We start from the raw sequence: 25,191 nt of genomic DNA on the forward strand, positions 1-25,191 counted from the left end.
CGCACGAGAGGAGGAACCCGAACCCGCCACACCATCCGAGAACCACAACTTCTAAACCTCAACAACCTCGAAAAGCCACAGAACGGCTACACCACTCCACGGGACTTGACCCTTGGCGCTGATTGCTTGGATTGGATTGCGGCACTCGGCCAGGAGGGGATGATCCCCCTGCGCGGTTGTCGGCTCGATTGCAACGGCTGGTACGGCGGAGAGATGCGAGTTATCCCAGTACAAGCCGAGATAGGGAAGGGCCTTCGGGTCCCAAGTAAGGGTGAGTCGTGACCCATCCGGATGGGTGAGCGCCGCACGCGAGTGGGCGGAGGGCGTCTGAATAAAGGCCTTCACCGCGGTGCCTTTAGAGAGGGCGCCCAATACGCCATCCCGAGGCCATGAAACTACGCGTTTGTCGGGGTACTCCTGCAGCAGGGCAGTCTCGGCCGCGTCGGGCAAACTAATGGCTGAACCGCTTTCCGCCCGAAAAAGTGGATGCGCGGACCAGAAAACCGGGAAGGGTACGTCATGGTCGGTGACTGCCGTGTAGGAAAACATAAACCCGCCATCGTCTGTTGCGGTGATTCGACGCGTAAGGGTGATGGGAATACTACGTAAAGCCAGCTGGGTGGTTAGAGCGGAGGGCGTCTGTTCTAGCACCGACCACGGAGCGTTCCACAATTCGCCGTGGTCGGGAACTTGGAAACCATCAGCCCTCGTATAGGTCTGGATAGTGGGCGCAATCTCGTCCCAGCCACCCATTCCTTCGTGAAGAAACTCAGCATAGAAGCAGCGATCCGGGCTCGGTGCGGAGGGTAGGAGCCATTCACGTCCTGCACCCTGAAGTGACACGACCCGGGCGCCGCTTTCCGGGACGATGACAACTGTCGCCGCCCCGGAGCGGATTGTGTAGGGCACTATCCAGGCAGACCGATACGGCGCTCGCCGGAACGGAGCTGCTGAATGATTACCGCGGCGACCAGGAGGGCGCCCTTTGCGACGTTTTGCCAGAAGGTGTTCACGCCAAGCAGAGTCATCCCGTTGATCAGTACGCCGAGCAGGATGACGGCGAGGATGGTTCCTGCGATTGTGCCCTTGCCTCCCTTGAGAGCGGCCCCGCCAAGGGCAGCTGCTGTAATCGCTTCAAGCTCGAGCCCTTCCGACCCGGATACTGGCTGCCCGGAGCCGGTTCGAGCCGTAATCAGGATCCCTGCGATAGCAGCGACCGCTCCCGTCGCCATATAGACGCCCAGGAGGTAGCGGTTGATGTTGATGCCCGCGAGGCGTGAAGCAATATCATTCCCGCCAACGGCATATATGTTCCGGCCGATGGTTGTATAGCGCAGAACAATGTGGCAGAGGGCAGCGACGATCACCAGTACCCAGATGAGTGTTGGGATACCGAGGACGGAGCCGCGGGAAAGGAAAACAAAGAACGGATCGGCCCCGGTATAACCCTGCGCCCGTCCGTCGGAGATGAGCTGGGCGACACCTTTGAACGCCGCCAATGTAGCAAGGGTGGCGATGACCGGGTTGACCCGCCCGAACACGATGATGCAACCGTTGATCAAGCCGCAAAGGATACCAACCCCTATGGCACCGACGACGCCAAGCACAGGTCCGGCGGCTGTGAAGATCATTGCCGAGGTTACCGATGTCAGCCCAGCGATGGAGCCCACGGAGATGTCCAGTGCGCCCATGATAATTACCAGGGTTTGCACCACGGCGAGTAGCCCGGCGATGGCGACCGCGGTGCCGATCACCTTTAGATTGCCGACTGTGAAGAACAACGGGTCCTGACTGCCGATGATGGCAACTACAAGCGCGATGGCGATCAATAGTGAGATGTTCTGGACGCCCACGCGTTCGACAACAGCGCGCAACGGACTGGTCCTGGCGGTCGCGGAACGGCCTTCGGGCTTCTTCATGGGCGTAGAGGCTTGCGTTGTGGACATCGTCTTAGCCTTTCGACTGGGGGAAGGGTGCGGGCGATCCCGCGGAAGTGGGGGTTTCGACGGGCGCGTGGGTGGCGGCGTCGTCCATGGCAAGGGCGAGGATCGCCTCCTCGGATGCGTCGGAATGCGCGAGTTCGCCTGCAATGCGGCCGTTCGCCATGACGTAGATACGATCAGCCAGTCCCAGGACTTCTGGAAGCTCGCTGGAAACTACCAGGACGGCTACACCCTGATGTGCGAGGTCGTCGATAATCTTGTAGATCTCTGCCTTGGCACCGACGTCGACTCCTCGCGTAGGTTCGTCCAGCACAAGCAACTGGGGATTGGTCGCCAGCCAGCGGGCTAGAACGACCTTCTGTTGGTTGCCGCCGGAGAGGTTCTTGACCAGTTGGTCGCCGGAGGGCGTCCTGATCCTTAACCGGGAGATGTAGTCGCTGGCCAGATCTTGTTCGGCTTTCGCGCGGACGAAAATCCCTCGGGCGAGCTTGGACAACACGGCCAGGGCCGTGTTGTCACGGACGCTGCGTTCCATGATGAGCGCCTCGGCCTTGCGTTCCTCCGGCGCGAAACCAATGCCCGCAGCAACGGCGTCGGCTGGGCTGCGGAAGACGACCGACTTGCCGCCGACTCGCAGCTCGCCGGCATCAACTCGCACGTCACCGACGATGGTCTTCATCAGCTCACTTCGGCCGGAGCCCACCAGACCGGCGACGCCGACAACTTCGCCCGCCCGCACAGTCAGCGACACGTCATGACAATGTTCGTTGCTGACGGCCCGCAGGTCGAGAATGACGTCGCCTGCGGGGACAGGGTCGCGATGGAAGAACTGGCTCAAATCTCTGCCCACCATCATGCGCACCAGTTCGTTGTGGTCAGTCTCGGCAGTAGGGCGAGTTCCAACGAGTCGTCCGTCGCGAAGTATGGTCACGCGGTCAGCCAGTGCAAAGATCTCCGGCATGCGATGGGATACGTAGCCGATCGCCACGCCCTCATCGCGCAGCTTCCGAATCACGCTGAACAGGACCGCGGTCTCCTCATCACCGAGTGATGAGGTTGGCTCGTCGAAGCAGATGACACTTGGATTGTCGATCAGCGCTCGCATGATCTCGACAACCTGCCGCTGCGCTGGTGAGAGGTCGCTTCCGAGGGTTGCTGGAGAGATGACCCGTTCGAGTCCGAAGCGGGATAGTGCTTCGTTCGCTAGCGCCTGCAACTTTGCCTGCTTGAAGAGCAGGCCGTCACTGCCAACTGCGCCGATGAAGATATTTTCGGCAACGTTGACATGCGGGACGATTTCCGGCTCTTGAGCGATGACCCTTAGGCCTGCCTGGCGGGAGTGCTTCGGCTCAGTGAAATGAACTTCCTCCCCGAAGAGGAGGAGCGAGCCGGAGTCGGGTTGGTAGTCACCGGTGAGTATTTTCAGCAGGGTGGACTTGCCGGCTCCGTTTTCGCCCATGAGTGCCGTCACTTCCCCGGCCCGGAGCTCAACGAATACACCTTCAAGGGCGGTCACCGGACCGAATTGCTTGCCGATGTTTTGCGCGTGAAGTACAACGCTTCCTGGGCTGACTTTTCGCTTCTGCCGTGAGCGTGCTGGGCTGGTCGACATTGACGTCACCTTCTTCGGTTGATGGGGTAACCCTGCCCGGCTTCTACAGGTCATAGTCCTAGCCGGGCAGGGATGCTTCGTTTAGGTGCAAACGACGCCAGCGGATTCCCAGTTCTCCGCGTTGACGATTTCGGTATTTGCGATGGTCTCGGGAGGCAGTGGCTCACCACTGCGTAGGTGCTCTACCATCGCTTCTACTGCCGCCTTTCCGACCTCGGCGCCCGAGATGAACAGGGCTGATTTATTGCCTGTCTCTTGGCCTGCAGCCCAGTCCTTGCAGGCCAGGTATGCGCCCAAGCCGACGCCGGCAATGTTGGCTGGGGCTACGCCGGAGTTTTGAAGGGCGGTTACGACGCCGGTGGCGCTTTCGTCATTGCAGCCCCAAACGACCCAGTTTTCAACGTTGGCGTTCGCCGTGATCACGGCACCCGCCTTGTTTTGTGCATCAGTTGCCGAATTGTCAGTTCCGATTTCCACTATCTCTGGTACTTCGGATCCGATCGCTTCGGTGAAGGCGGCTTTGGCTCCTTCGACACGCTGCTGGCACACCGACAGGTCCTGCTTATAAGCGGAGAGGATGCGGGTGTTCTCCGGAGTCCAGCCAGCCTCGGTGTAGAGCCTGGCTGCTTCAGCGCCAACCTCCCTGCCCATCGCGGTTCCGTCGAAGCCGGCAAATGGCGCCACGGTTCCTTCGGCATCGGCGATGACGTCATCCGAGGCCATGATGGGAATGCCCGCGGCCTCAGCTGCGCCGATGACCTGGGGACCGATCTGCTGGTCGGGAACCACGATGATGATGCCGTCGACCTGCTGAGCGATCACGGAGTCAAGTTCACTAATCGCCCTGTTGGCGTCGGTTCCGAGGTTCACGACCTGCACTTCGACATCGCCCAGTGCTTCCGCTGCCTCCCGCGCACCTTCAGCCTGTTCGACGAAGTATTGCTGGTCGCCCTGCTTCTGCAGGTAGGCAATCGTCAGGGGGCCGTCATTTGCTTCCTGGCCACCGCCCGCGTTTCCAGCAGGTTCCTCCATACCGGAGGAGCAGGCAGTCAGGCCCAGAAGCGTGATGCCCAGGACTGCGAGGGCGGAGAAGCCTCGGCGGCGGGGCATCCGAGTGGTGAGAGCGTTACTCATGGAGATTCCTTCTTTCCGGGTGGCTCCCCTCAGCGTCTCTGCCGGAGGGGACTGATATTGGGTGTTCAGGTGCGTAGCTGGCGCAACTGAACCCGCAGCGTATTGACTAGGCGGTCCTGGTGCTCCTGCGGCGAGTCATGAAAGAGAAGCATGCTCGGTAGGGAGGTGGCGAAGAAATCCACTTTGGCCGGCGTTACCGCCAGCTGGTCGGTGAACCTCGTGAGCTCTTGGGTGAGCTCGGCGGCCGCCGCCTCCCGGTCCAGCCGCCGTAATGCCAGAACGGAGTAGTAGGTGTGGGTGCTGTAGGGCAGGTCGGCCATATCGACGAAGTCACCCCGCGCTGAGGCGGCCTGCTCCCAGGCCCGGCGGGCGTCGTCGTCGTTCCCCGCCCTGTGGTGTGCTTCACCGAGAAGCCAGACCAGCCGCGCGGTATTGGCCAGCGGATGCCTCGCCTCTCCGAGGTTGCGGGGAATGCGCAATGCTTGTTGCAGGAAGTCGACCGACTCCTCCGGGCTCGGGGCAGACCCGGCGAGGGCAACGAGTGTCTCTTCCCATGCGGTGAGGACTTGGCCCTCACCGCCTTCCCAGGGTTGGAATGAGCGGTTCAACAAGAGCTCCCGGGCTTCGGCTGCCCGGCCCGCTTTGGTGAGGAGGCGTGCGTAGACAACGGTGAGATCATCGCGTTCGGAGATCAGGTGCGCGCGATGTTCAAGGAACTGCAGTCGATCGGCCGGGGTGCGGCCGGCACGAAGGATGAGCTGGTCATACTCGAAGACCAGCTTCGAGTCCTCCGAATCAAGCTCAAGCGCCCTGGCATAGAATCCGACGGCGGCAATCGGGTCATGCCGCACGTTGAAGGCTGCAACACCGAGGTTGCGGTAGACCACCTTGAGCTGCCCGGGATCGAGCTGCCTTGTGATGGCCTGCGTCCAGGCGAGAATTGCGTCGTCGTGCCGGCCGGCGTCGTAATACCAGTGGCCCAGCAGTGCGGGAGCAAGCCCGTCGCGCTGGTATTCGGTGGCAGCGTGCTCTAACGCCTGGATATCCGCAAGCCGCGAGGGCAGGCAGTGCGTGGCATCGGTACCTAGTGCGGAGGCAGCGGCTGCCGCGGCGTCGCGTGTCCGCGCGGAGCGGGCGAACAGATAGGCACGGTGGTACTGAACGAGCGGCGCAACATTGACCTGACCGGTTGCGGTGTGCTCAGCCGCGGCGGCCGCTTCATCGAGTACCTGCAGTGCGGCGTCAATGAGGCCGACGGCGGCGTATTCCATGGCGACGTCGAGCAGGGTCGGAGCATCCTCTGTGAGCTTCAGCCCTGCGATATGGCGCGCCCACTGGTCGAGCGGATCGTTGGACAGCACGGCGTCCACTTGCGCTGCAGTCTCTTCTGGCCTGCCCGCCTCGTCGAGCGCGAGGGCCAGCAGGCACAGGGCCTGCGAATGCCCGGCGTCGTGCGCGAGGGTCTTGCGCAGGTGTTCCTCGCACGCCTTCCACTTGTCGGCCCGTGCATCGATCTGTGCGAGGGCGAAGCACGCAGGCGCTACCCATGCGGCGTCCCAGGCCGCCTTCTCAAGGAAGTCGCGAGCCTCGTCGTCGCGCTTCTGGTGCGTGAGGTTCAGCCCGAGCCGATAGTGCGACTCACCGGTTGCAGGGGTGGGCACCCGGGCGATGAGACGGTCAACGGCTGTCCGGTAAAAGCGCTCTGCGTCGATGAAGCGACCGGCCCGGTCACGCAGCGCACCTAGAGCCGTGTTCGCGCCGACATGCGACGGGTCGCGGCGCAGCGCTTCCAGCCAATAGGGTTCAGGGGAGCGGGTTGCATGGCGGTACTGCTGAAGATACTGGCCGGTGTAGAAGAGCTCGTCCACGCTGTGAATGTCCCCCGGTGCCGGCGGCTCGGTTGCAAGAGCGGGCGCGGGTAGGGGCTGGGCGGCGGGCCTGGAACTCCACGAAAGGAGTTCACTGCCGGCTTCTGTGAGGGTAACGGTGAGCTCATCGGTGTCGTACCGAGCACCCAAGTCAGGGGTGAGGATCACCGGTTCACCCACCCGGGCTTCGATGGTTTCCGTGTAAAGGGCTTCTGCCTCCGGTCCGGTCACGGTGACGCGAAGCTCCGGACGGTGGCGGGTAGTCGTGATGCCGATGCCCAGGCGTGTGGTGCTGTCCTGTGGAATGACGTCGAAGCGGACTGCGGCCTCGAGGTTGGCTTGATGCGCGGGGCCGATACCCTGGATGGGATACCAGTACTGGCTGAAGGTCTTGGTTTCGCCCGGCTGCAGGTAGGAAAAGTCCGGTTGATTGTCGGTATACGCGCCGGCCATGAGCTCAACATACGGGCCGTCGTCGTCAGTCAGGTTGCGGTCCCAGGCGTAGCCGAATTCGGCGTTCCCCCAGGTCCACTGCTTCTTGCCCGGTGCCACATGGCGGTCGGCCCAGTGGATGAACCCTGCGTTGCGGCCGTGGTCGTAGCCGCCGAAGAAGTCATCCCTTGTGGCGGTCACCATGTACGACGTCGGTACGGGGATGTTGCGGTACCAGTCCAGCCGGTGGCGATCAGGCGTTTCTTCGCTCATTTCTGCGGCGTAGTCGACGCCGTAGTAGGTGCCCTCGACCTCGGGGAAGGTTGCGGTGGCGCGTTTGGCGTGGTCCGCAACGTGGGCGACGTCGGTGGGGAAGAAGGACTGGTAATCGTCGTTCACTGCCGCCGCCACGTTCGCCCACCAGAGGAAGGTCTGCGTGTCCTGCGTCCGGTTGTAGAGACGGACGCGTGCCTCAATGACGGACGAATCAGGTGTCAGGCGGATGCCGTGCATGCCCTTCATTCGGTTCATTGGATCGTGATCACTGCACCAGACCGTGACTGCGCCGTCGGGTTCCTCCTCGATGTGGAAGTCGGTGGGCAGGAAGGTTGCCGGGCGGTGATGTTGCGGCCAATTGAACTCCACCCCGCCGGAAATCCAAGGGCCGGCTAGACCCACTAAGGCAGGCTTGATGACGTTGTTGCGGTAAAAGAAGTCGTAGTCGGCCACCTTGTCGTAGCCGATGTGAACTCTGCCGCCGAGTTCGGGAAGGATCACAAGCCGAACCCACTGGTTCTCCAGGTGAACGGCCTGCCACTCGTGGGGTACCTTTACCTGGCTAATCCGCTCATGAAACGGCAGCGGGAATACCCGCCCCGACGAGCCCTGGTAGACACGGTTCTCAAGGAAGGCTGGATAGGCGCTCGGATCGTCCGGAAGATACGAATCGATGATCATGGGCTCTACCCAAGAAGCTACCGGTTTGTCCTTTTCGCTGACGGGAACCGGCGGAAGTGTGATCCTAGATTCACTCGCAGAATTAGCTGGAGGTACGCTTGGCAGAGTTTGAGTCCGCGTAACTGGGATGTCGACGTTGAGCATAAATTCAATGGTAGGGATCGAATAACAAGACCGCGTAGGACGAAAGCGTGATCTTTTTGGACAAAACGATGATTCTCGGAAATCCTTGTTGGTATGCGTATAGCTGAAGGATTCCCCGGGCAGCGCCTCCTAGTTTTACCCAATCCTCAGGTGTCGGCGGCCTTGGAGCAGCCGGGCACTTCCCATCTGGTAGTAACGGCTTGCGGGTTCTTCCCTCACGCACAATCACATGGTTTTATCAGGGCCAAGCCCATTACACACGCAGTGATACTCGTATGCGCCCAAGGAGCAGGTTGGTGCGAAACCCCGGCCGGCCGCTTTCCAGTACGGGCGGGCCAGGTGGTGGTGCTGCCGCCGGGGCATCCGCACGCCTACGGCGCGGACGAGGAGGAACCGTGGACACTGTGGTGGCTACACGTGACTGGTAGGGACCTAGACGAATTTCTCGATGCCGCGGACATGACAATGAGCGCTCCTGTGCGCGATCTGCCCGATCTGTATGGGATCGTCGCATTGGTTGCAGAAGTAGTGCAACGCATGGAAAGGGACACGACGAACGCAAGTCTCCTCGCGGCTGCCGGCGCCGCATGGCACGTGATGGCGCTACTTGCCTCGGCCCGAAGCACGTCATCCTCGACCCGCAACGAAGTCATAGATGAGGCAGCGGCGTATTTGCGCGCGCACTTCCTCGAACGCACGAGCGTTGCCAGGCTCGCTGTCCGTGCAAACCTCAGCCCGTCCCACTTTGCCGCGCTGTTTGCGAAGCAGATCGGGGTACCGGTGCTCCGCTACCAGACCCAACTCAGGATGGCGCGTGCACGCGAATTGCTCGATACTACGGGATACAGCATCGCCCGGGTCGGTGAATTGGCGGGGTACCCGGACGGCTTCTACTTCTCCCGTCAGTTCCGGGAGGTGCACGGGATGACAGCCAGGCAGTACCGGGAACAGCACAAGGGGTAGCCCTCACAGACAAGCGGCACATGCCGCCGTCGTACTGGACGGCGGCATGTGCCGCTTAAGAGTTTGTGGCCTACTCCTGAACGCGCTCCACCTTACCGACGAGCAGTACGTAGGAAACGATGCCGAGGATGGTGATCACGGTCATGTAGATGAATGCGGGGGCAAAGCTGGTCTTGGACACCAGGAGTCCGATGGCAATCGGGGTGGCGATGGATGACAAGTTGCCGATGAAGTTGAACATACCGCCGGTCAGACCGATCAGCCGCTGCGGTGCCAGTGCGGAGACAAGTGACCACGTGATCGATGCAAGCCCGTTGCCGAAAAACGCGATGGACATGAAGGCGATGACCAAGGCCGTGTTATCCGTGAAGTTGGCGCCGATCATAGCTGTGGTGAGGAGCAGACCGGCGATGATTGGAGATTTGCGAGCGACGCCCAGGCTCTTGCCACGCTTGACCATCCAGTCGGAGAGTACCCCGCTGACCAGCACACCGATCAGGGCCGCTATGAACGGAAGCGACGCCAGGAAGCCGGACTTGATGTAGTCCATCCCGCGGTAGCTCACCAGATAGGTGGGGAACCAGGTCAGGAAGAACCAGAGGGTCGAGGTCAGGCAAAACTGACCAAGGTAGATGCCCCAGAGCTTGCGCCTGGAGAGGACGATCCGTGCATCGGTCCAGGAGAACTTGCGTTTTTCAGCCGCAGTGTTTTCCAGTTCGACGAGGCCTCCGCCGGAGCTGATCAGCTCGATTTCGGCGTCGTTAGCGAATTTCATCTGCTTGGGTGCCCGGTATGTCAGGTACCACGTAACACCCCATATGATGCCTATGGCGCCGGTGACGATGAAGACCCAATGCCAGCTGAGGACGGTTTGCAGCCAGGACAGGACGGGTGTCAGCAGCGCCAGCCCGATGAACTGGCCGGAGGTATAGAACGCGATGGCCATGGCACGTTCGCGTTCGGGGAACCAGGACGTGGCCACTTTGTTGTTGATCGGGTAGGCCGGCGCCTCGAATCCACCCACCAGCAGTCGCAACACGATGAGAGCCGCGAAGCCGCCGACAATGCCCATGAAAACAGTAGCCAGGGACCACAGGATGAGGCAGGAGGCGTAGAGCACCTGGGGCCGGACGCGGTCAACCAGCCATCCACCGGGCAACTGCAGGGCGGCGTATGTCCAGCCGAAGGCAGAGAGCAGCAGGCCTTGTTCTGCAGGGCTGAGGCTGAACTCCTGGGAAATGGACGGGAGGGCAATGGAGAGGTTGGCCCTGTCCATGTAGTTGATGACCACCGTGACAAACAGCATTACGGCGATAAGCACACGCGCCTTGGATGCCTTTGAGGTGGAAGCAGGTGTGGAGCGCTGTAGCATCTTTGCTGATTTCATAATCCTTACCATTCTGCGAAGGAGCCGTCAGTGTGCCGCCAGACGGGATTGCGCCAGCGGTGTCCGATGGCAGCGCGTTCGGCGACGTATTCCTCGTTGACCTCGATGCCCAGGCCAGGACCGCCCGGAATCTTGACCATGCCTGCCTCGTAGGCGAACACGGACTGGTCCTTGATGTAGTCCAGGAGATCGTTGGACTCGTTGTAGTGGATGCCCAGGCTTTGTTCCTGGATGAACGCGTTGTAGCAGTTCGCGTCAATTTGGAGGCAGCTGGCCAGGGCGATGGGACCCAGCGGGCAGTGCAGGGCCAACGCGACGTCGTAGGCCTCGGCCATGTGGGCGATCTTCCTGGTTTCCGTGATGCCTCCGCTATGCGACGGGTCCGGCTGGATGATATCCACGGCGCCGCTGGCGATGATGTCTTTGAAATCCCAACGTGAGTAGAGGCGCTCCCCCAACGCGATGGGGGTCGGGGTGTTACGCATGACGTCCAGCAGCGACCCGGCGTGCTCGGAAAGAACTGGCTCTTCGATGAACATCAGCTTGTAGGGCTCGAGCTCCTTGATCAGGACCTTTGCCATGGGCTTATGGACACGGCCATGGAAGTCGACGCCGATGCCGATGTTCGGACCCACGGCGTCCCGGACCGCCTGCACGCTGACCAAGCACTGCTCAACCTTGTCCCAGGTGTCGACGTACTGCAGCTCTGCAGTACCGTTCATTTTCACGGCGCTGAATCCGCGCTGGACGGCGTCCTTGGCGGCCGCTGCCGTTTCGGCCGGGCGGTCGCCGCCGATCCATGAGTACACTCGTATGCTGTCGCGAACCTTGCCGCCGAGCAATTCATGGACGGGAACGCCGAGAGCCCTGCCTTTGATATCCCACAGGGCCTGGTCGATGCCGGCAATGGCGCTCATGGTGATGGGACCGCCACGGTAGAAGCCCGCGCGGTACATGACTGTCCAGAGGTCTTCGATGTTCCGTGGGTCCTGGCCAATCAGGTAGTCCGAGAGTTCCGCGACGGCGGCAGCGACGGTTGCTGCGCGGCCTTCAACCACAGGTTCGCCCCAGCCGGTGATGCCCTCGTCGGTTTCGATCTTCAGGAAGAGCCAGCGCGGGGGCACTTCATACGTCGTCAATGACGTGATTTTCATCATTTCTCCTACGATTCGCTTCAGCTAAGAGGCGAAGGATGGTTGGGGTCAGTTGGTGGCTTTCTGCCAGACAGAGACAAGTTCAGCGGCTCGTTCGCCGACGTTTTCTGCGTTGCGCCCGGGGTTGTAGAGGGTGGAGCCGATGCCGGCACCACCTGCGCCTGCGGCCGCCCAGGCCGCGAGGTTGGAGCTGTCAACGCCACCGACGGGCAGCAGTTCCACGTTTGCCGGCAGTACAGCGAGCCAGGCCTTCATCCCGTCGATGCCGACGGCGTTGGAGGGGAATAGCTTCAGGCTGGTGGAGCCGGCCTTGATGGCAGCGAAAGCTTCGCTCGGGGTTGTGACGCCTGGGTAGCTTCGCATCCCGGCTTTGACCGCGGCCTCGATGACCTGGCTGTCGGTGTTTGGTGAAACGATGATGTTCGATCCGGCCTCCCGTGCCCGCTCAACATCCTCGACCGTAAGTACAGTGCCGGCACCGACGGAACAGTCCTCCGGAAGCACACTGCGGATCTTCCGGATGGATTCGAACGGTTCCGGGGAATTCAGCGGGACTTCGATGGATCGGAAACCTGCCGCGTAGAGCGATTTGGCCACGGATTCCGACTCAGCGAGGCTAATGCCGCGCAGGATGGCGACCAATCCTGTGGAGGGGTTTGTTTTCATAGTGTTTCCTTAGTGATGAGTCCGGCCGATACAGCTGTTCGCCATAGGCCGCGGGCGGCGGCGTCCGGCGGGGCGAGCGTAGTGGTGAAGCCTGCTTGCCCCAGGGCGCGGGCGTACCGGGGTGTAAGGGTAGGATTGGCGCAGACAGTGATGCCCGGATTCGTCTTATCCCGCTGCGTTGGCGCCTGCTGCTGGGTGAAGGCTGCCACCTCGGCTCCAATCAGGAGTCCTGAGATGTAGTCCTGGACCCCCGTGGCCAGCAACTTTCCGGTCATGACAAGGGTGCGCGCCGAAAACAATGTCCCCAGAACGCCGCCTGCTTGCTCTGCTGTCTCGAACGCAACGTCCAGTCCTCGCTGGAACGCGTCCTGGTCCTGTTCCTTGGGATGTTCTGCGAGCCTGCCCAGGATGCTGTCCCGGACCAGCAGTGCGTATAGTTCCCCGGTCATTGAGGTGCTGAAATCAGTCACCACGCTGCCTTCCAAACGGACCCACTTAGTATGGGTTCCTGGAAGTACAACTACTTGTTCCGTGGATTTTTCGGGTCTTTCCGGCATGACGCCGAGCAGTTGCGTTTCCTCCCCACGCATCACATCCGGGAGCTTGGTGGCGCCTCCATCCTTAAGCAGCCCCGGAACAATCCAAAGTTGACCGCTGTCAGAAGGTACCGCCGTCAGGCCTGCCTGCTGGACGACCAGGTCTACCGGCAGATGGCGGTAACCTGCCTCCGCCCATCCCTGATTGCTACCGATCATGCCGCAAGCAAGCAGCGGCAGATCAGGGGCGTCAAGCAGCCAGTCGCCGGCCAGGTTTCCGAGTTCACATGCGAATGCGGCAACTCGATCGGCTTCTCCTATCACCTTGTCCGTGACAGTCATGACTCCCCTGTCGCCCGCACGGCTATCTAGGACGCACCCGTCGCGGCCAAGCAAATACGCACGGCAGGAGGATGTGCCCCAGTCCAAGGCAATCAGTTGGGGGGTCTTGAGGTCAGGCGTGCTCTGAAGTCCCGCGCCCTGAGTGGAGAGGTATGTCACAGGAAAAAGTATGTGCAGCCCGTCTCATTATGTCGAATACTGTCCTACATATAGGGATATGAGAGATTTATGGATATGCTCTGACTGTGTCTTCGAACATTCCCGAACCCCTTTTCCGCTCACTTGATTCCCGTCAACCGCCAGGCACACAAACTCTGGCGCGCGGGTTGGATGTCCTTCGTGCCGTGGCGCAAGGCGCCGATGATTTGCGGGCCGTGGCCGAGGCTACGGGGTTGGGTAGGAGCACCGCCCATCGCCTGGTTCAGCTGCTGGAGCTTTATGGTTACGTGCGCGTCGCCAATGGACGCGGCTATTCCTTGGGGCCAACGCTGATCGAATACGGTTTCCAGGCCCTACACCAGAACCCGCTCCCGGTGGTGGCCCGGCCGGTCATTGAGGAACTCGCCGAACGGGTCCAGGACACGGTGCACCTGGCCATTGAAGAAACGGGGCAGGTCCTGTATCTGGACAAGATTCCGGGTAGCCGCGGCGCCGAGATGCGCTCCCGCATTGGACATCGAATGCCGCTGACCAGTACCGGGATCGGCAAAGCCCTCATTCTCGACCGTCAGGACGACTGGGACCGCATCTTCGAAGCCGAGCACCCGTCAACTTCAGGCCCGGGTGACTTCCTCAAGCGAATGCGGGAATACGCCAAAGTGGGGGCATCAATGGACCTCGAAGAGAACGAGCCGGGAATCCGCTGTGTGGCAGCACCGATCCGCGATGCCAGCGGTTCCGTGGTGGCAGCCGTCAGCGTGTCGGCTACGCGCCCCTTCATGCCCATGCAGCGCATGCGCGCGTTGATCCCCGTGATGCAGAAAGCAGCCCGTCAGGTCTCACAGTCGCTGGGCTACGGAGGCCTCTGACTCAAAGACCCGCAATATCGTTAGCCCAACGAGAAATAGGGGTTGACCGCGCCGACGCGCCGCCTCACCCTGCGATCGCTGCGTCCACTGCGGCCCGGGCATGAAGCGACGTTGTCGGGAAAAGCGGCAGGTCGGCGTCGTCCTGCGAAATCAGGAGCTCGATCTCGGTGCAGCCGAGGATCACGCCCTCGGCGCCGCGCTTCCCCAGGTCCTTGATGATGCGCTGGTACTCCCGGCGCGAGGCATCCGAAATGATTCCCCGGCAGAGCTCTTCATAGATCACGCGGTGAACCACGGCGCGGTCGTCCGGACCTGGTGTCAGCACTGTCAGTCCGTGCGCCGCGAGCCCGTTGCGGTAGAAGTCCTGCTCCATGGTGAACGCCGTGCCGAGCAGGCCGACCGTCGTCGTGCCGGTGGACCGCACGGCCTGCGCCGTGACGTCGATCAGATTGATGAACGGGATGTCCACGGCGGCTTCGATCTCCGGCGCCACCTTGTGCATGGTGTTGGTGCACAGCACCAGCAGCTCAGCCCCGCCGGCTTCCAGGTCAGCGGCAGCGGATGCCAGGACCCGGCCGGCTTGTTCCCAGCGGCCCTCCGCCTGCAGTTCCTCGATGGAGGCGAAGTCCACGGAGCGCAGGAGGCAGTCAGCTGAGTGGAGGGCGCCGAGCCGGTCCTTCACCAGTTCGTTGATCAGGCGGTAGTACTCCGCACTGCTTTCCCAACTCATGCCGCCGAGCAGGCCGATTCGCAACATGGTCCCATCATGGCAGGGCTCAGACGACGAAAGGGCGCCTCACGCTGTGAGACGCCCTTTCGCTCGGGATGGCTAACGATCCGAGCCGGCAACCATGCCCTTCATGAACCACTTCTGAAGGAAGAGGTATGCCACCAGCACAGGTAGCACCGCCATGAGGGAGGCTGCAGCTGCTGCACCGAAGTTGTTCGACTGTGCGGAGAAGAACGCAGCGATGGAGGGCGCAATCGTCTGCATCTCGGGCTCCCGCAGGATGAACACCGAGAGCGCATACTCGTTCCAGATCCCTACGCCCGTGAGGATGGCCACCGTGGCTGTCACTGGTTTCAGCAGGGGGAAAACTACGCGGAAGAACACCTGGAGGATGCCCGCGCCGTCGATCGTCGCTGCTTCTTCGAGTGAGACGGGGATGGTGCGCATGAACGCCGCATAAAGGAAGACACTCAGCGGTAGGTGCGAGGCGATCATCACCAGGATCGCACCCCAGTAGGTGTTCAGGGCGCCCAGGTCACTGAGCAGCGTGTACAGGGGCACCAGGATGCTCAACGGTGGAATCATGATGAGCCCGACGATCAGGAACATGACCGTTTTATTGAACGCCGTCCGCCGGCGGGCAAGGGGATAGGCCGCGAGCGCGCCGATCAGGCAGGTCAGGGCAGTCGACACCAGCGTTATCAAGGCACTGTTGCCTATCGACTGGAGGATGTTCCCGGATTCGATCGCCGTAGCGAAGTTCTCGAAGAACAGATTGTTGAAGGGAAGGATCCACTGTGAACTCAGATCCGTGCGGTCCTTCAGGGCGGTTGTAAGGGTCACGTAGAAGGGCAGCAGTTGCAGCAGCGCCATGAGGATCAGCGCAACGCCGATGACGACGGCGGCTGGCCGGTTTTTCTTGGTGACACTCCGGTCTTCTTGGGTGATCATCTCAGGCCTCCACTCGGCGACGGTTGAGCAGGGTGTTCAGGATCAGCGTGAACACCACGATGATCAGAAACAGGACCACACCCATCGCAGCGGAGTAACCCGCGCTCTGGTTATCGAAATAGGTCTTTCCGATCAGCGTTGAGACCGAGTGTGTGGCGTAGCCGGGCCCACCGCCGGTCATTACCTGAATCACGTCGAACAGTTTCAGGCCGCCGATGAGGTTCAGGACGATGCTCGTTGCAAACGCAGGCTGCAGAAGCGGAACCGTGATGTGCAGGAACTGCTGCGTCTTGGTGGCGCCGTCAAGGGTTGACGCCTCGTAGTACATGCCGGGGATGGACTGCAGACCCGCCAGGTAGATAATCATCGAGATTCCGACGAACTGCAGTGAGTTCACTGCGACGATGATGAAAATCGAGGTGTTCGCGTCGCTGAGCCACGCCACCCGCTCTCCACCGAAGCCCACCACGATGTCGTTGAATGCGCCGTTGTTGTACTGGAACAACAGGTAGTACATGGTGCCCATGATCACGGGGGATACGAGGACCGGCAGGTAGATGATTGCCCGTGCGGCACTGCGCCCACGCATTTTCCGGTCGAGTGCGACGGCGATCGCAAGTCCGAGGACCTGTTGAATCACGGTGCTTCCCACACCGTAGATGAAGGTGTTGAGAAGCGCCGTACGGAAGATCTCGTCCTCGAACAACCGCAGGTAGTTCTCGATGCCGACGATATCCCGGGCGGCACTGTAGCCATTCCAGTTGGTGAATGAGATCCCGATGCCGGCGATGAGCGGATACACGGTGAACGCAGCCATGAGGATCACGGCCGGCAGATAGAGGAAGTTGACGGCAATGCCCTTGAAGGGCTTCTTCCGGCGGGGCAGGTCAGGCGCGGGCGCCTGCCGGGTGCTGGGAGCGGCCTTGGCGGTTCCCGGTAGTAGTTCAGTCATTGAGTCTCCGATGTTCCTGCCTGCATGCCGGGTAGGGACGGGCTGCCCCTACCCGGCAGATCGGTTATTCCTGGCCGAACAGACTGCTGAAGTCCGCAGCCATCTGTTCCGTGACGCCGGCAGGATCGCTCTGGCCGGTAATCAGCGCATCGGTGGTGGTGACCATGGTGTCCCACATGCCGTTGGGCAGGTAGACGCGGTCGAAGTAGGGCACGAGCGGGAATTCGCCGCCGTCGACGTAGGTTTCAAAGCTGGACTGCAGGGCGCCGAGGTCGGATTCTGCGTTGGTGAGGCCCGGAGTTGCGGAGAAGGCTGTGGCGAGCTTGGACACGTTCTCAGGCTGGGCAAGGAACTCGAGGTACTTCAGAGCTGCTTCTTTCTGATCCGAATCCTTGGCGACGCCGTAGGCGTTGCGCTCGCCGCCGATGAGGTAGGGGCCTTCGTCGTTCAAAGAGGGCACCGGGATGAAGCCGAGCTGCGCGTCAGGGTTGTAGGCTAGCGCGTTCTTCACCAGTGAGTTGGAGGTGAAGGCAAACGCTGCCTTGTCCTCTGCGAAGGCGCGCGCCATATCGTCGCCCGTAGCAGACACGTAGTCAGGGTTGTAGTACCCCTTCTCACGCCATTCGTCGATGGGCTGCATCGCGTTGGTGTAGCTCTCGGCGACGAACTCGCCCGCTTCCATCTGTGCAAGTTCTTCTTCGTTGAAGGCCCCCGGGGCGATCCAGTCGGCAACGTTGCCGGAGTATTCGTCCTTACCGCCTACTGAGATCGGCGTGGCTCCGCTGTCCAGCACCTTCTGGGCGGCCTCGTCAAAAGCCTCCCAGGTGGTGATGTCCTCAGGGGCGACACCGGCAGCCTCGAGAACGGTGGCGTTATAGATGATGCCCGCAATATCGGTGTCGACGGGGAGCGCGAAGAACTCGCCGTCGTCGTTCTTCATCGCAGCTTCAAGGGAGGGGTTGAAGTTCTCGGCCCACGGCTGCTCGCCGAGAGGCTCAAGGAACTCGCTGTAGCGGTCCCGGGACCAGCCGTGAGTCCAGAAGATGTCTGGAACGTCCCCGCTGGCAAGGCGCACCTTGATGTCCTTTTCGAACTCACCAGTGGTCGGGCGGAGGTCGATGTCGATGTCCGGGTTGGCGTCCTCGAACTCTGCTGTGATTTCCTCGAGAACCGGCAGCTGGCTTGCATCAACTGACAGGCCGGTCTGGAACTCGATCGCGGCTGAAGAGGAGTCTCCGGAACTGCCGCCACATGCTGAAGCGGTAAGGGCGAAGACTGCTGCCGAGCCGATAAGAGCTATGCGTGACTTCATTGTCTGATCCTTCACTTTGGTTGGATAGGTATTCGCCGGCCCCTCAGGAGGCGCCGGATTGTGCGGACGGTAATTCAGTTGGAGGGTCTGCGAGAACCTCGCACTTGTAATAAGTTGCACTGAATCTACACGTGTAACTATCGCTTTACAAGAGTTTCTAGGCAAGAATCGAAAAGTATTGACTCGTGTAGATAACGGTGAAAGACTCCATCGAAGGCTGTTGAGCCGTATCCCATCTGTCACCGGCAGCACAGCCGGACAATCCGAAAGGCAACCATGCCCACCTCAATCGGAATCATTGGCGCAGGTCAGTTTGCTGGCCAGTTCGCCAAGCTGTTCAAACTGCACCCGGGGGTGTCGCGTGTCCATGTGACCGATGTCCTTCCGGAGCGCGCAGAGAAGCTGAACGAGCGCCTTGAACTGGACGGCGTATTCGGAAGCTTCGATGAAGTGCTGGCTTCCGACGTCGACGCCGTTGCCATCTTCACCCAGCGCTGGACCCACGGGCCCCTGGTTGAGGCGGCACTGCGCGCCGGGAAACACGTTTACTCGGCAGTTCCCATGGCCGTCAGCCAGGAAGAGATCAGTCGGATTATCGAGGCGGTCCGGGAGACGGGGCTCACCTACATGATGGGTGAAACCAGCTACTACAATCCGGCAACCGTCTACGCGCGCAACCAGTTCGCTGAAGGCAAGTTCGGCCGTGTGTTCTACTCCGAGGGCGATTACGTCCACGACATGGACCTCGGGTTCTACAAGGCGTACCAGTACTCCGGCGGCGCAGAGTGGAAGAAGACCGCAAGCTACCCGCCAATGCTCTACCCGACCCACTCAATCGGCGGCGTCCTGGGCGCCATTCCCACCCACGCCGTAAGCGTGAGTTGCCTCGGTGTGAAGGACAACCGTGGAGACGGCGTCTTCGATAAGTCGGTCAGCATGTTCGAGAATGATTTCTCCAACGCGTCAGCGCTCTTTGAACTCGCCGACGGCGGCAGCATGCGCGTGAACGAAATGCGCCGCGTCGGGTATCCAAGCCACATCCGCGAATCGCGCTTCCGCTTTTTCGGTACGGAGGCGAGCTTCGAGCAGCTTGCGAAGGTTTCGGTGTGGCAGGACAAGACCGGCGTTGAGGATGTCTCGGATCTCGTGGAATCCCACGCCACCATGGCTGAGGATGATCCGGCGCTGGAAAACGTGGCGCCCGAATTGCGTGACGCTTTCATGTCCGGTCTGGCAAAGGTGCACGACGCCGGGCGCCTCCCCGAGGAGTTCCGGGGAGTCCCCAACGGGCATGAGGGCAGCCACCACTTCCTCGTCGACGACTTCGTCAACGCGGTCAACAGCCGCTCGCTGCCGACCGTCAACGCGTGGGTTGCCGCCCGCTACACGCTTCCCGGCATCATCGCCCACCAGTCCGCGCTGCAGGGTGGTGCCCGCCTGGACATCCCGGACTTCGGTGATGCTCCGTCGCAGCCGTTGGATAGGGTAGAGCCAGCATACGCAGGCAGCTGACAGGAAAGTGATGACGGAATTGGCGCCCGCACGTACTCAACGTCCCCGGGTAACAAGACAGGATGTCGCGCGCTACGCGGGCGTCAGTTCCGCTGTCGTAAGCTACGTCGTCAACGGCGGACCAAAGAAGGTATCGCCCGGCACAACCGCGAAAGTTGTTGACGCGATTGAGGTGCTGGGGTATCGCCCCAATGCCGCGGCCCGCGCGTTGAAACTCGGTTCTGCTGAGATGCTGGGGCTAGTCATTCCCAGCAACACGAACACGTTCTACGCAGATATGGCACGTGCGGTGGAGGAGGCGGCTGCCGACAACGGATTTGCGTTGTTGACTGCGAATTCCTCTGCTGAGACCGGCGCGGAAGCCCGTCCGCTCCGCAATTTCCGATCAAGGCAGGTTGACGGTGTGCTTCTGGCGACCGGCGCGGCGAAGCCTGATCTCAGCCAGCTTCAGGGCAGCGACATCCCGATCGTGCTGCTGGATGCTTTCGGCCCGCATCCGGGTGTCACAACGATCGGCGTGGACTTCGAGTCCGGCGCGGCGGCAGGGGTGCGGCACCTGATAGGCCACGGTCACACGGAAATCGGCCTGGTGATCGGATATCTCGCAGGTGCCGTTGCTGACAAGCGTGAACTGGGTTGGCTGGATGCGCTCTCCGAAGCCGGTCTGGCTGAGGGCCCGATCGTCCGGACCACCTTCGACCGCCAGGGTGGTTATGAAGCCGGGCGCCGGATGTTCGAGGGCAAGCGAAAGCCCTCAGCCGTCTTTGTCAGTTCTGACATGCAGGCGGTCGGCATGTTGAGGGCTATTCACGAGCTGGGACTGTCAGTGCCCGACGACGTGGCGATAGTTTCCTTTGACGGCTCGGCGGAGTCGGAGTTCAGTTGGCCGCCCTTGACCACGCTGAAGCAGCCAGTCCGCGCTATGGCGGAAAAAGCAGTGTCCGTTCTCGGCTCAGCGCGCCGGGGGCAGCCCGCTCCAGAGGGCCACCACGTCTACGGGACTGAGCTCGTCGTGCGGCGCTCCTGCGGATGCGCCTTCTAGGCATTCCAGTTTTCCACCGACGTAAGCTGAATCTCATCAGCTGAGCGCGAGGAGCACCGTGGACCGTCCCAATATTGTCTTGATCTGCGTCGACCAGTGGCGCGGTGACTGTCTGTCCGCAGCTGGGCACCCGGTGGTCCGCACCCCATACCTCGACGAACTGGCCAGCGGCGGAACGCGGTTCAGCCGCGCATACTCGGCGACTCCAACCTGTGTGCCGGCACGGGTGGCGCTGATGACCGGGCAGTCCCAGGAGGCCCACGGGCGGGTCGGTTACAGCGACGGCGTAAACTTCGACGAAGCGCATCCGGTCTCCTTGCCCCGTGAACTCAGGAACGCCGGCTACCAGACCGAGGCGATCGGCAAGATGCACGTCTATCCTGAGCGGTCGCGGATCGGTTTCGATGACGTTCGGCTTCATGACGGCTATCTCCATGCCGCCCGCCGTCGTAATGAGCGTGATTTCCGTGAGATTGACGACTACCTGCCCTGGCTGCAGGCCCAGGCCGGAGCCACGGCGGCAGAGGATTACACCGACAACGGGTTGAACTGTAATTCCGTCGTCGCGCGCCCTTGGGATAAGCCGGAAGCGCTGCACCCAACCAACTGGATCGCTACAGAGGCCATCTCGTGGATGTATCGGCGGGACCCCACGGCGCCGTTCTTCCTCTATCTGTCCTTCCACCGTCCGCATTCTCCGCTCGATCCACCCCAGTGGGCCTTCGACCAGTACGTTCATGGTCCGTTGGCGAACCCGGTCACGGGGGACTGGACGGAAGACTATGCCGAGCATCGGCGCGACGGCGCGCACAACGCCTTCGTCGGGCGGCAGGACCCGCAGACCCACCACCGGGCGAAAGCCGGCTACTACGGTCACATGTCCCACATCGACCAGCAGGTCAACCGGTTCCTTGAGGCGCTGTGGGAGATGGACCTACGGGAGGACACGGTGGTCATGTTCACCTCGGATCACGGCGACATGATGGGGGACCACGACATGTACCGGAAGGGCTTCCCCTACGAGGGCTCGGCCTCCGTGCCGTTGCTTGTCTCAGCGCCGCGGGGGTACGGCGAGCGCGGGACTGTGGTTGACGACGTCGTCGAACTTCGCGACATTATGCCCACCGTGCTGGAACTCGCCGGCGCGGACATCCCGGACACCGTGGATGGCCGGAGCCTGGTGCCCTTCTTGCGGGGCGAGCGGGTTCAGTGGCGGGAGGACCTGCACGGGGAACACACCCTGCTGGGGCAGTCACTGCAGTGGGTGACCGACGGGAAGCGCAAGTTCGTCTGGATGTCCGGGGAGGGTCGCGAGCAGTTCTTCGACCTGGAGGCAGACCCGCAGGAGACGACGAACCTGGTCCGGGATCCGGCCCGCGCCCCGGAGGTGCAGAAGTGGCGCGGACGGTTGATCGACTACCTGCGGGATCGCGAAGAGGGTTACGTGCAGGACGGCCAGTTGGTCGCCGGCCGCACCCCGCTCAGCGCCCTCTCCCGCGTGCCGAAGCCTGTGCTCTGAATCAGCCCAGCTTCGAGGGCTTACTTCCATGGTCCTCGGACTCGGTTTCGTCCGGGCCCGTGACGTGCTCGCTGCCGCGTGCGCGGGCAATCGCGCTCATTCCGTGGAAGATGATCAGGGCCGCGGCCGTGCCCAGGGCGATTCCCTCGAACGTCAGATCGCCCAACGTCCAGGTGAAGTTGGCGATGCCCACCACCAGGGCAACTCCCGCCGTCGAGAGGTTGATCGGGTTGGAGAAATCGACGCGGTTCTGAACCCAGATTCGCACGCCGAGGATGCCGATCATGCCGTAAAGAACGACGCCGGCCCCGCCCAGTACACCCGCCGGTACGGTTGCGATGAGCGCACCGAACTTGGGGAAGAGGCTGAGTAGGATGGCGATAATGCCCGCCACCCAGTACGCCGCCGTCGAGTACACGCGCGACGCCGCCATCACGCCGATATTTTCCGCGTACGTTGTGGTGCCGGAACCACCGCCGGAACCGGCCAGGATGGTCGCGAGGCCATCGGCCATGAGCGCACGGCCGGTGATCGGATCAAGGTCGCGGTTGGTCATGGCGGCAACCGACTTCACGTGACCGATGTTCTCGGCCACCAGTACCAGTACCACTGGGACAAACAGTCCGATAACGGAGAGGTGGAACTCAGGAGTCTGGAACGGAGGAAGGCCAAACCACGCGGCGTCGTTGATGGCGGTGAAGTCCACCTCGCCGCTGATCGCCGCAACCAGGTAGCCGATTAGGACGCCGATGAGGATGGACAGCCGGCCGAGGATGCCCTTGAACAGCACCGTGACCAACAGGATTGCCACAACTGTGGCGAGCGCGGTCAGGGGCGCCTGCTCGAAGCTGGCTTTGGCCGTCGGCGCGAGGTTCAACCCGATCAGGGCCACAATGGCGCCGGTGACGATCGGCGGCATGAGCACCTGGATCCAGCGTGCGCCGGCCCGATGCACCACCAGCCCGATGAGCGCGAGCACGACGCCGGCCATCACCACGCCGCCCAGCGCGCCGGCCGGGCCGTGCTGGCTCTGTGCCGCCGCGATCGGAGCGATGAACGCGAAACTGGAACCGAGGTAGCTCGGCACCCTTCCGGCCGTGATGATCAGGAACAGCAGGGTGCCGATGCCGGAGAACAGCAGCGTCGTCGACGGCGGGAAGCCGGTGAGGAGCGGGACCAGGAAGGTGGCCCCGAACATCGCGACCACGTGCTGCGCGCCGATCCCGATGGTCCGTGGCCAGCTCAGCCGCTCATCCGGTGCGACGTACTGCCCGGGCCGGACGTTACGGCCGTCCCCGTGTAGCGTCCAGTTGGTTCCGAGTCTGCTCATGGAATCAACCCTAGTATTCCTGTGCGCTAGGCGATGACGCCGTCCACCAGCGCCTTCGCCTCTTCCTGCACCAGCTTCAGGTGGTCTTCGCCGAGGAAGGATTCGGCGTAGATCTTGTAGACGTCCTCGGTGCCGGAAGGCCGGGCAGCGAACCAGGCGTTCTCGGTGGTGACCTTCAGTCCGCCGATGGCAGCACCGTTCCCTGGCGCTTCTGTCAGCCGGGCGGTGATTTCCTCGCCGGCGAGTGTGGTGGCGGTAACGTCCGACGGCGAGAGCTTGCCGAGCGCGGCTTTCTGCTCACGCGTGGCGGCGGCGTCGATGCGCGCGTAGACGGGAGCACCGAAGCGTTGGGTGAGGCCCTCATACTGCTCGGACGGAGTGCGCCCGGACACTGCCGTGATCTCGGATGCGAGCAGCGCGAGGAGGATGCCGTCTTTGTCTGTGCTCCAGGCGGAACCGTCGTGGCGGAGGAAGGACGCACCCGCGGACTCTTCCCCGCCGAATGCCACCTGACCGGACATCAGCCCGGGAACGAACCATTTGAAACCAACCGGCACTTCCTCGAGCGTCCTGCCCAGGTCCGCTGCGACGCGGTCGATGATCGACGACGACACGAGGGTCTTGCCCACCATCGCGTCCGGGCGCCACTGCGGCCGGTTGCGGTAGAGGTACTCGATCGCGACGGCGAGGTAGTGGTTGGGGTTCATCAGGCCCCCGTCGGGGGTGACGATGCCGTGTCGGTCCGCATCGGCGTCGTTCCCGGTGGAAATGTCGAAACTGCCGGCCTTCTCGATCAGCGACGCCATGGCGAAGCGGGAGGAGCAGTCCATGCGGATCTTCTCGTCCCAGTCCAGGGTCATGAACGCCCACTGCGGGTCGACCGTGGGGTTCACGACGGTGAGGTCCAGGTTGTGCCGTTCGCCGATGGCGCCCCAGTAGTCCACGGCGGCCCCGCCCATAGGGTCCGCGCCGATGCGCACGCCGGCGCTGCGGATTGCCTCGAGGTTGAGCACGTTGGGGAGGTCCTCGACATAGTGCTGGAGGAAGTCGTAGGTGCTGACCGTGCTCGCCTGCTGTGCCTGGGCGGTCGGGATGCGCTTGACCCCGCGTAGTCCGTCTTCGAGGAGTTCGTTGGCACGGGCGGCGATCCAGTTTGTTGCGTCCGAGTCGGCGGGGCCGCCGTGGGGCGGGTTGTACTTGAACCCGCCGTCCGCCGGGGGATTGTGGGACGGCGTGATGACAATGCCGTCCGCCTGGTCAGTCCGCGTTCCGTTGTGGGCCAGGATGGCGTGGGAAAGTGCAGGCGTTGGTGTGTAGGCGCCGCGCGCATCGATCCGCACCGCAACATTGTTCGCGGCAAGGACCTCGAGGGCGGTGTTCTGCGCGGGTTCGGAGAGTGCGTGGGTATCGCGTCCCATGAACAGTGGGCCGGTGATGCCCTGGCCTGCGCGGTATTCGACGATCGCCTGCGTGATCGCTGCGATGTGTCCTTCGTTGAAGGAGGACTTCAGCGAAGAGCCGCGGTGGCCCGATGTCCCGAAGGCAACGCGTTGCGCCGGGTCGCTGAGGTCGGGTGCGACGTCGAAATACGCGTCCAGGAGGGCGCTCACGTCAATGAGGTCGCTGGGTAGGGCAACGGTTCCTGCTCGATTAGCCATGGGACCAAGCATGCCATTG

Annotated in this window: 20 protein-coding genes; 5 read left to right on the forward strand and 15 right to left on the reverse strand. The window is 62.2% G+C overall.

Annotation, left to right across the window (positions count from 1 at the left end; translation table 11 throughout):
- Window positions 1–51: 51 nt before the first annotated feature.
- The 5 genes from ACX80C_RS15595 to ACX80C_RS15615 form a co-directional block, all read right to left on the reverse strand.
- Entirely contained in the window at window positions 52–909 is an 858-nt protein-coding gene (locus tag ACX80C_RS15595; protein WP_459327369.1) for an aldose epimerase family protein, read from the reverse strand.
- Window positions 909–1,946 carry an ABC transporter permease gene (locus ACX80C_RS15600; protein ID WP_459327370.1) on the reverse strand — a complete coding sequence of 346 codons (1,038 nt, stop codon included), beginning with the start codon at window positions 1,944–1,946 and terminating at the stop codon, window positions 909–911. Before ACX80C_RS15600 ends, ACX80C_RS15595 begins: the two co-directional genes overlap by 1 nt.
- A 4-nt stretch (window positions 1,947–1,950) precedes the next feature.
- Window positions 1,951–3,555, reverse strand: coding sequence for a sugar ABC transporter ATP-binding protein (locus tag ACX80C_RS15605; protein ID WP_459327371.1), 1,605 nt, complete (start codon window positions 3,553–3,555; stop codon window positions 1,951–1,953).
- 81 nt (window positions 3,556–3,636) lie between these two features.
- Window positions 3,637–4,689, reverse strand: a complete 1,053-nt coding sequence (locus ACX80C_RS15610) for a substrate-binding domain-containing protein (protein WP_459327372.1) — start codon at window positions 4,687–4,689, stop codon at window positions 3,637–3,639.
- 65 nt (window positions 4,690–4,754) lie between these two features.
- Entirely contained in the window at window positions 4,755–7,946 is a 3,192-nt protein-coding gene (locus ACX80C_RS15615; protein ID WP_459327373.1) for a DUF5107 domain-containing protein, read from the reverse strand.
- 237 nt (window positions 7,947–8,183) lie between these two features.
- Here ACX80C_RS15615 and ACX80C_RS15620 point away from each other — a divergent pair, with 237 nt between their 5' ends.
- Window positions 8,184–9,053 carry a helix-turn-helix domain-containing protein gene (locus ACX80C_RS15620; RefSeq protein WP_459327374.1) on the forward strand — a complete coding sequence of 290 codons (870 nt, stop codon included), beginning with the start codon at window positions 8,184–8,186 and terminating at the stop codon, window positions 9,051–9,053.
- A 70-nt stretch (window positions 9,054–9,123) separates the two neighbouring features.
- Here ACX80C_RS15620 and ACX80C_RS15625 read toward each other — a convergent pair whose 3' ends face one another.
- Genes ACX80C_RS15625 through ACX80C_RS15640 form a run of 4 tightly spaced genes read right to left on the reverse strand, consistent with a single transcriptional unit; the run spans window position 9,124 to window position 13,297 of the window.
- Window positions 9,124–10,440: an MFS transporter gene (locus ACX80C_RS15625; RefSeq protein ID WP_459327375.1), complete on the reverse strand. Its 1,317-nt coding sequence runs from the start codon at window positions 10,438–10,440 to the stop codon at window positions 9,124–9,126.
- Window positions 10,441–10,445: 5 nt separating this feature from the next.
- A complete protein-coding gene (gene dgoD / locus ACX80C_RS15630; RefSeq protein ID WP_459327376.1) occupies window positions 10,446–11,597 on the reverse strand; it encodes a galactonate dehydratase in 1,152 nt (383 codons plus the stop codon).
- A gap of 45 nt (window positions 11,598–11,642) precedes the next feature.
- Window positions 11,643–12,260, reverse strand: coding sequence for a 2-dehydro-3-deoxy-6-phosphogalactonate aldolase (locus ACX80C_RS15635; RefSeq protein WP_459327377.1), 618 nt, complete (start codon window positions 12,258–12,260; stop codon window positions 11,643–11,645).
- A complete protein-coding gene (locus ACX80C_RS15640) occupies window positions 12,257–13,297 on the reverse strand; it encodes a 2-dehydro-3-deoxygalactonokinase (protein ID WP_459327378.1) in 1,041 nt (346 codons plus the stop codon). The genes ACX80C_RS15635 and ACX80C_RS15640 overlap by 4 nt, the downstream gene beginning before the upstream one ends.
- 86 nt (window positions 13,298–13,383) lie before the next feature.
- Between ACX80C_RS15640 and ACX80C_RS15645 the strand changes: the two genes are divergently transcribed.
- Entirely contained in the window at window positions 13,384–14,166 is a 783-nt protein-coding gene (locus ACX80C_RS15645) for an IclR family transcriptional regulator (RefSeq protein WP_459327379.1), read from the forward strand.
- A gap of 64 nt (window positions 14,167–14,230) precedes the next feature.
- Here ACX80C_RS15645 and ACX80C_RS15650 read toward each other — a convergent pair whose 3' ends face one another.
- The 4 genes from ACX80C_RS15650 to ACX80C_RS15665 form a co-directional block, all read right to left on the reverse strand.
- Window positions 14,231–14,923 (reverse strand): aspartate/glutamate racemase family protein, encoded by a 693-nt coding sequence (locus ACX80C_RS15650; RefSeq protein WP_459327380.1) that lies wholly within the window; start codon window positions 14,921–14,923, stop codon window positions 14,231–14,233.
- Between the two features lie 72 nt (window positions 14,924–14,995).
- On the reverse strand, window positions 14,996–15,847 hold the full coding sequence (locus tag ACX80C_RS15655) for a carbohydrate ABC transporter permease (RefSeq protein ID WP_459327381.1): 852 nt from the start codon (window positions 15,845–15,847) through the stop codon (window positions 14,996–14,998).
- Between the two features lies 1 nt (window position 15,848).
- Window positions 15,849–16,799, reverse strand: coding sequence for a carbohydrate ABC transporter permease (locus tag ACX80C_RS15660; RefSeq protein ID WP_459327382.1), 951 nt, complete (start codon window positions 16,797–16,799; stop codon window positions 15,849–15,851).
- Between the two features lie 64 nt (window positions 16,800–16,863).
- The gene (locus ACX80C_RS15665; protein ID WP_459327383.1) at window positions 16,864–18,111 is read right to left on the reverse strand and encodes an ABC transporter substrate-binding protein; all 1,248 of its coding nucleotides are present in this window, start codon (window positions 18,109–18,111) and stop codon (window positions 16,864–16,866) included.
- Window positions 18,112–18,387: 276 nt separating this feature from the next.
- Here ACX80C_RS15665 and ACX80C_RS15670 point away from each other — a divergent pair, with 276 nt between their 5' ends.
- From ACX80C_RS15670 to ACX80C_RS15680, 3 genes are read left to right on the forward strand one after another with little or no spacing between them, the layout of a single operon-like run.
- Entirely contained in the window at window positions 18,388–19,623 is a 1,236-nt protein-coding gene (locus ACX80C_RS15670; protein WP_459327384.1) for a Gfo/Idh/MocA family protein, read from the forward strand.
- A 10-nt stretch (window positions 19,624–19,633) separates the two neighbouring features.
- Window positions 19,634–20,665, forward strand: coding sequence for a LacI family DNA-binding transcriptional regulator (locus ACX80C_RS15675; RefSeq protein ID WP_459327385.1), 1,032 nt, complete (start codon window positions 19,634–19,636; stop codon window positions 20,663–20,665).
- Window positions 20,666–20,723: 58 nt separating this feature from the next.
- On the forward strand, window positions 20,724–22,184 hold the full coding sequence (locus ACX80C_RS15680; RefSeq protein WP_459327386.1) for an arylsulfatase: 1,461 nt from the start codon (window positions 20,724–20,726) through the stop codon (window positions 22,182–22,184).
- Between the two features lies 1 nt (window position 22,185).
- Here the strand turns inward: ACX80C_RS15680 and ACX80C_RS15685 are convergent, their stop codons facing one another.
- Window positions 22,186–23,514: a uracil-xanthine permease family protein gene (locus tag ACX80C_RS15685; protein WP_459327387.1), complete on the reverse strand. Its 1,329-nt coding sequence runs from the start codon at window positions 23,512–23,514 to the stop codon at window positions 22,186–22,188.
- 26 nt (window positions 23,515–23,540) lie between these two features.
- A complete protein-coding gene (gene pgm / locus ACX80C_RS15690) occupies window positions 23,541–25,172 on the reverse strand; it encodes a phosphoglucomutase (alpha-D-glucose-1,6-bisphosphate-dependent) (RefSeq protein ID WP_459327388.1) in 1,632 nt (543 codons plus the stop codon).
- Between the last annotated feature and the right edge of the window lie 19 nt (window positions 25,173–25,191).

It is taken from the genome of Arthrobacter tecti (assembly GCF_054511355.1).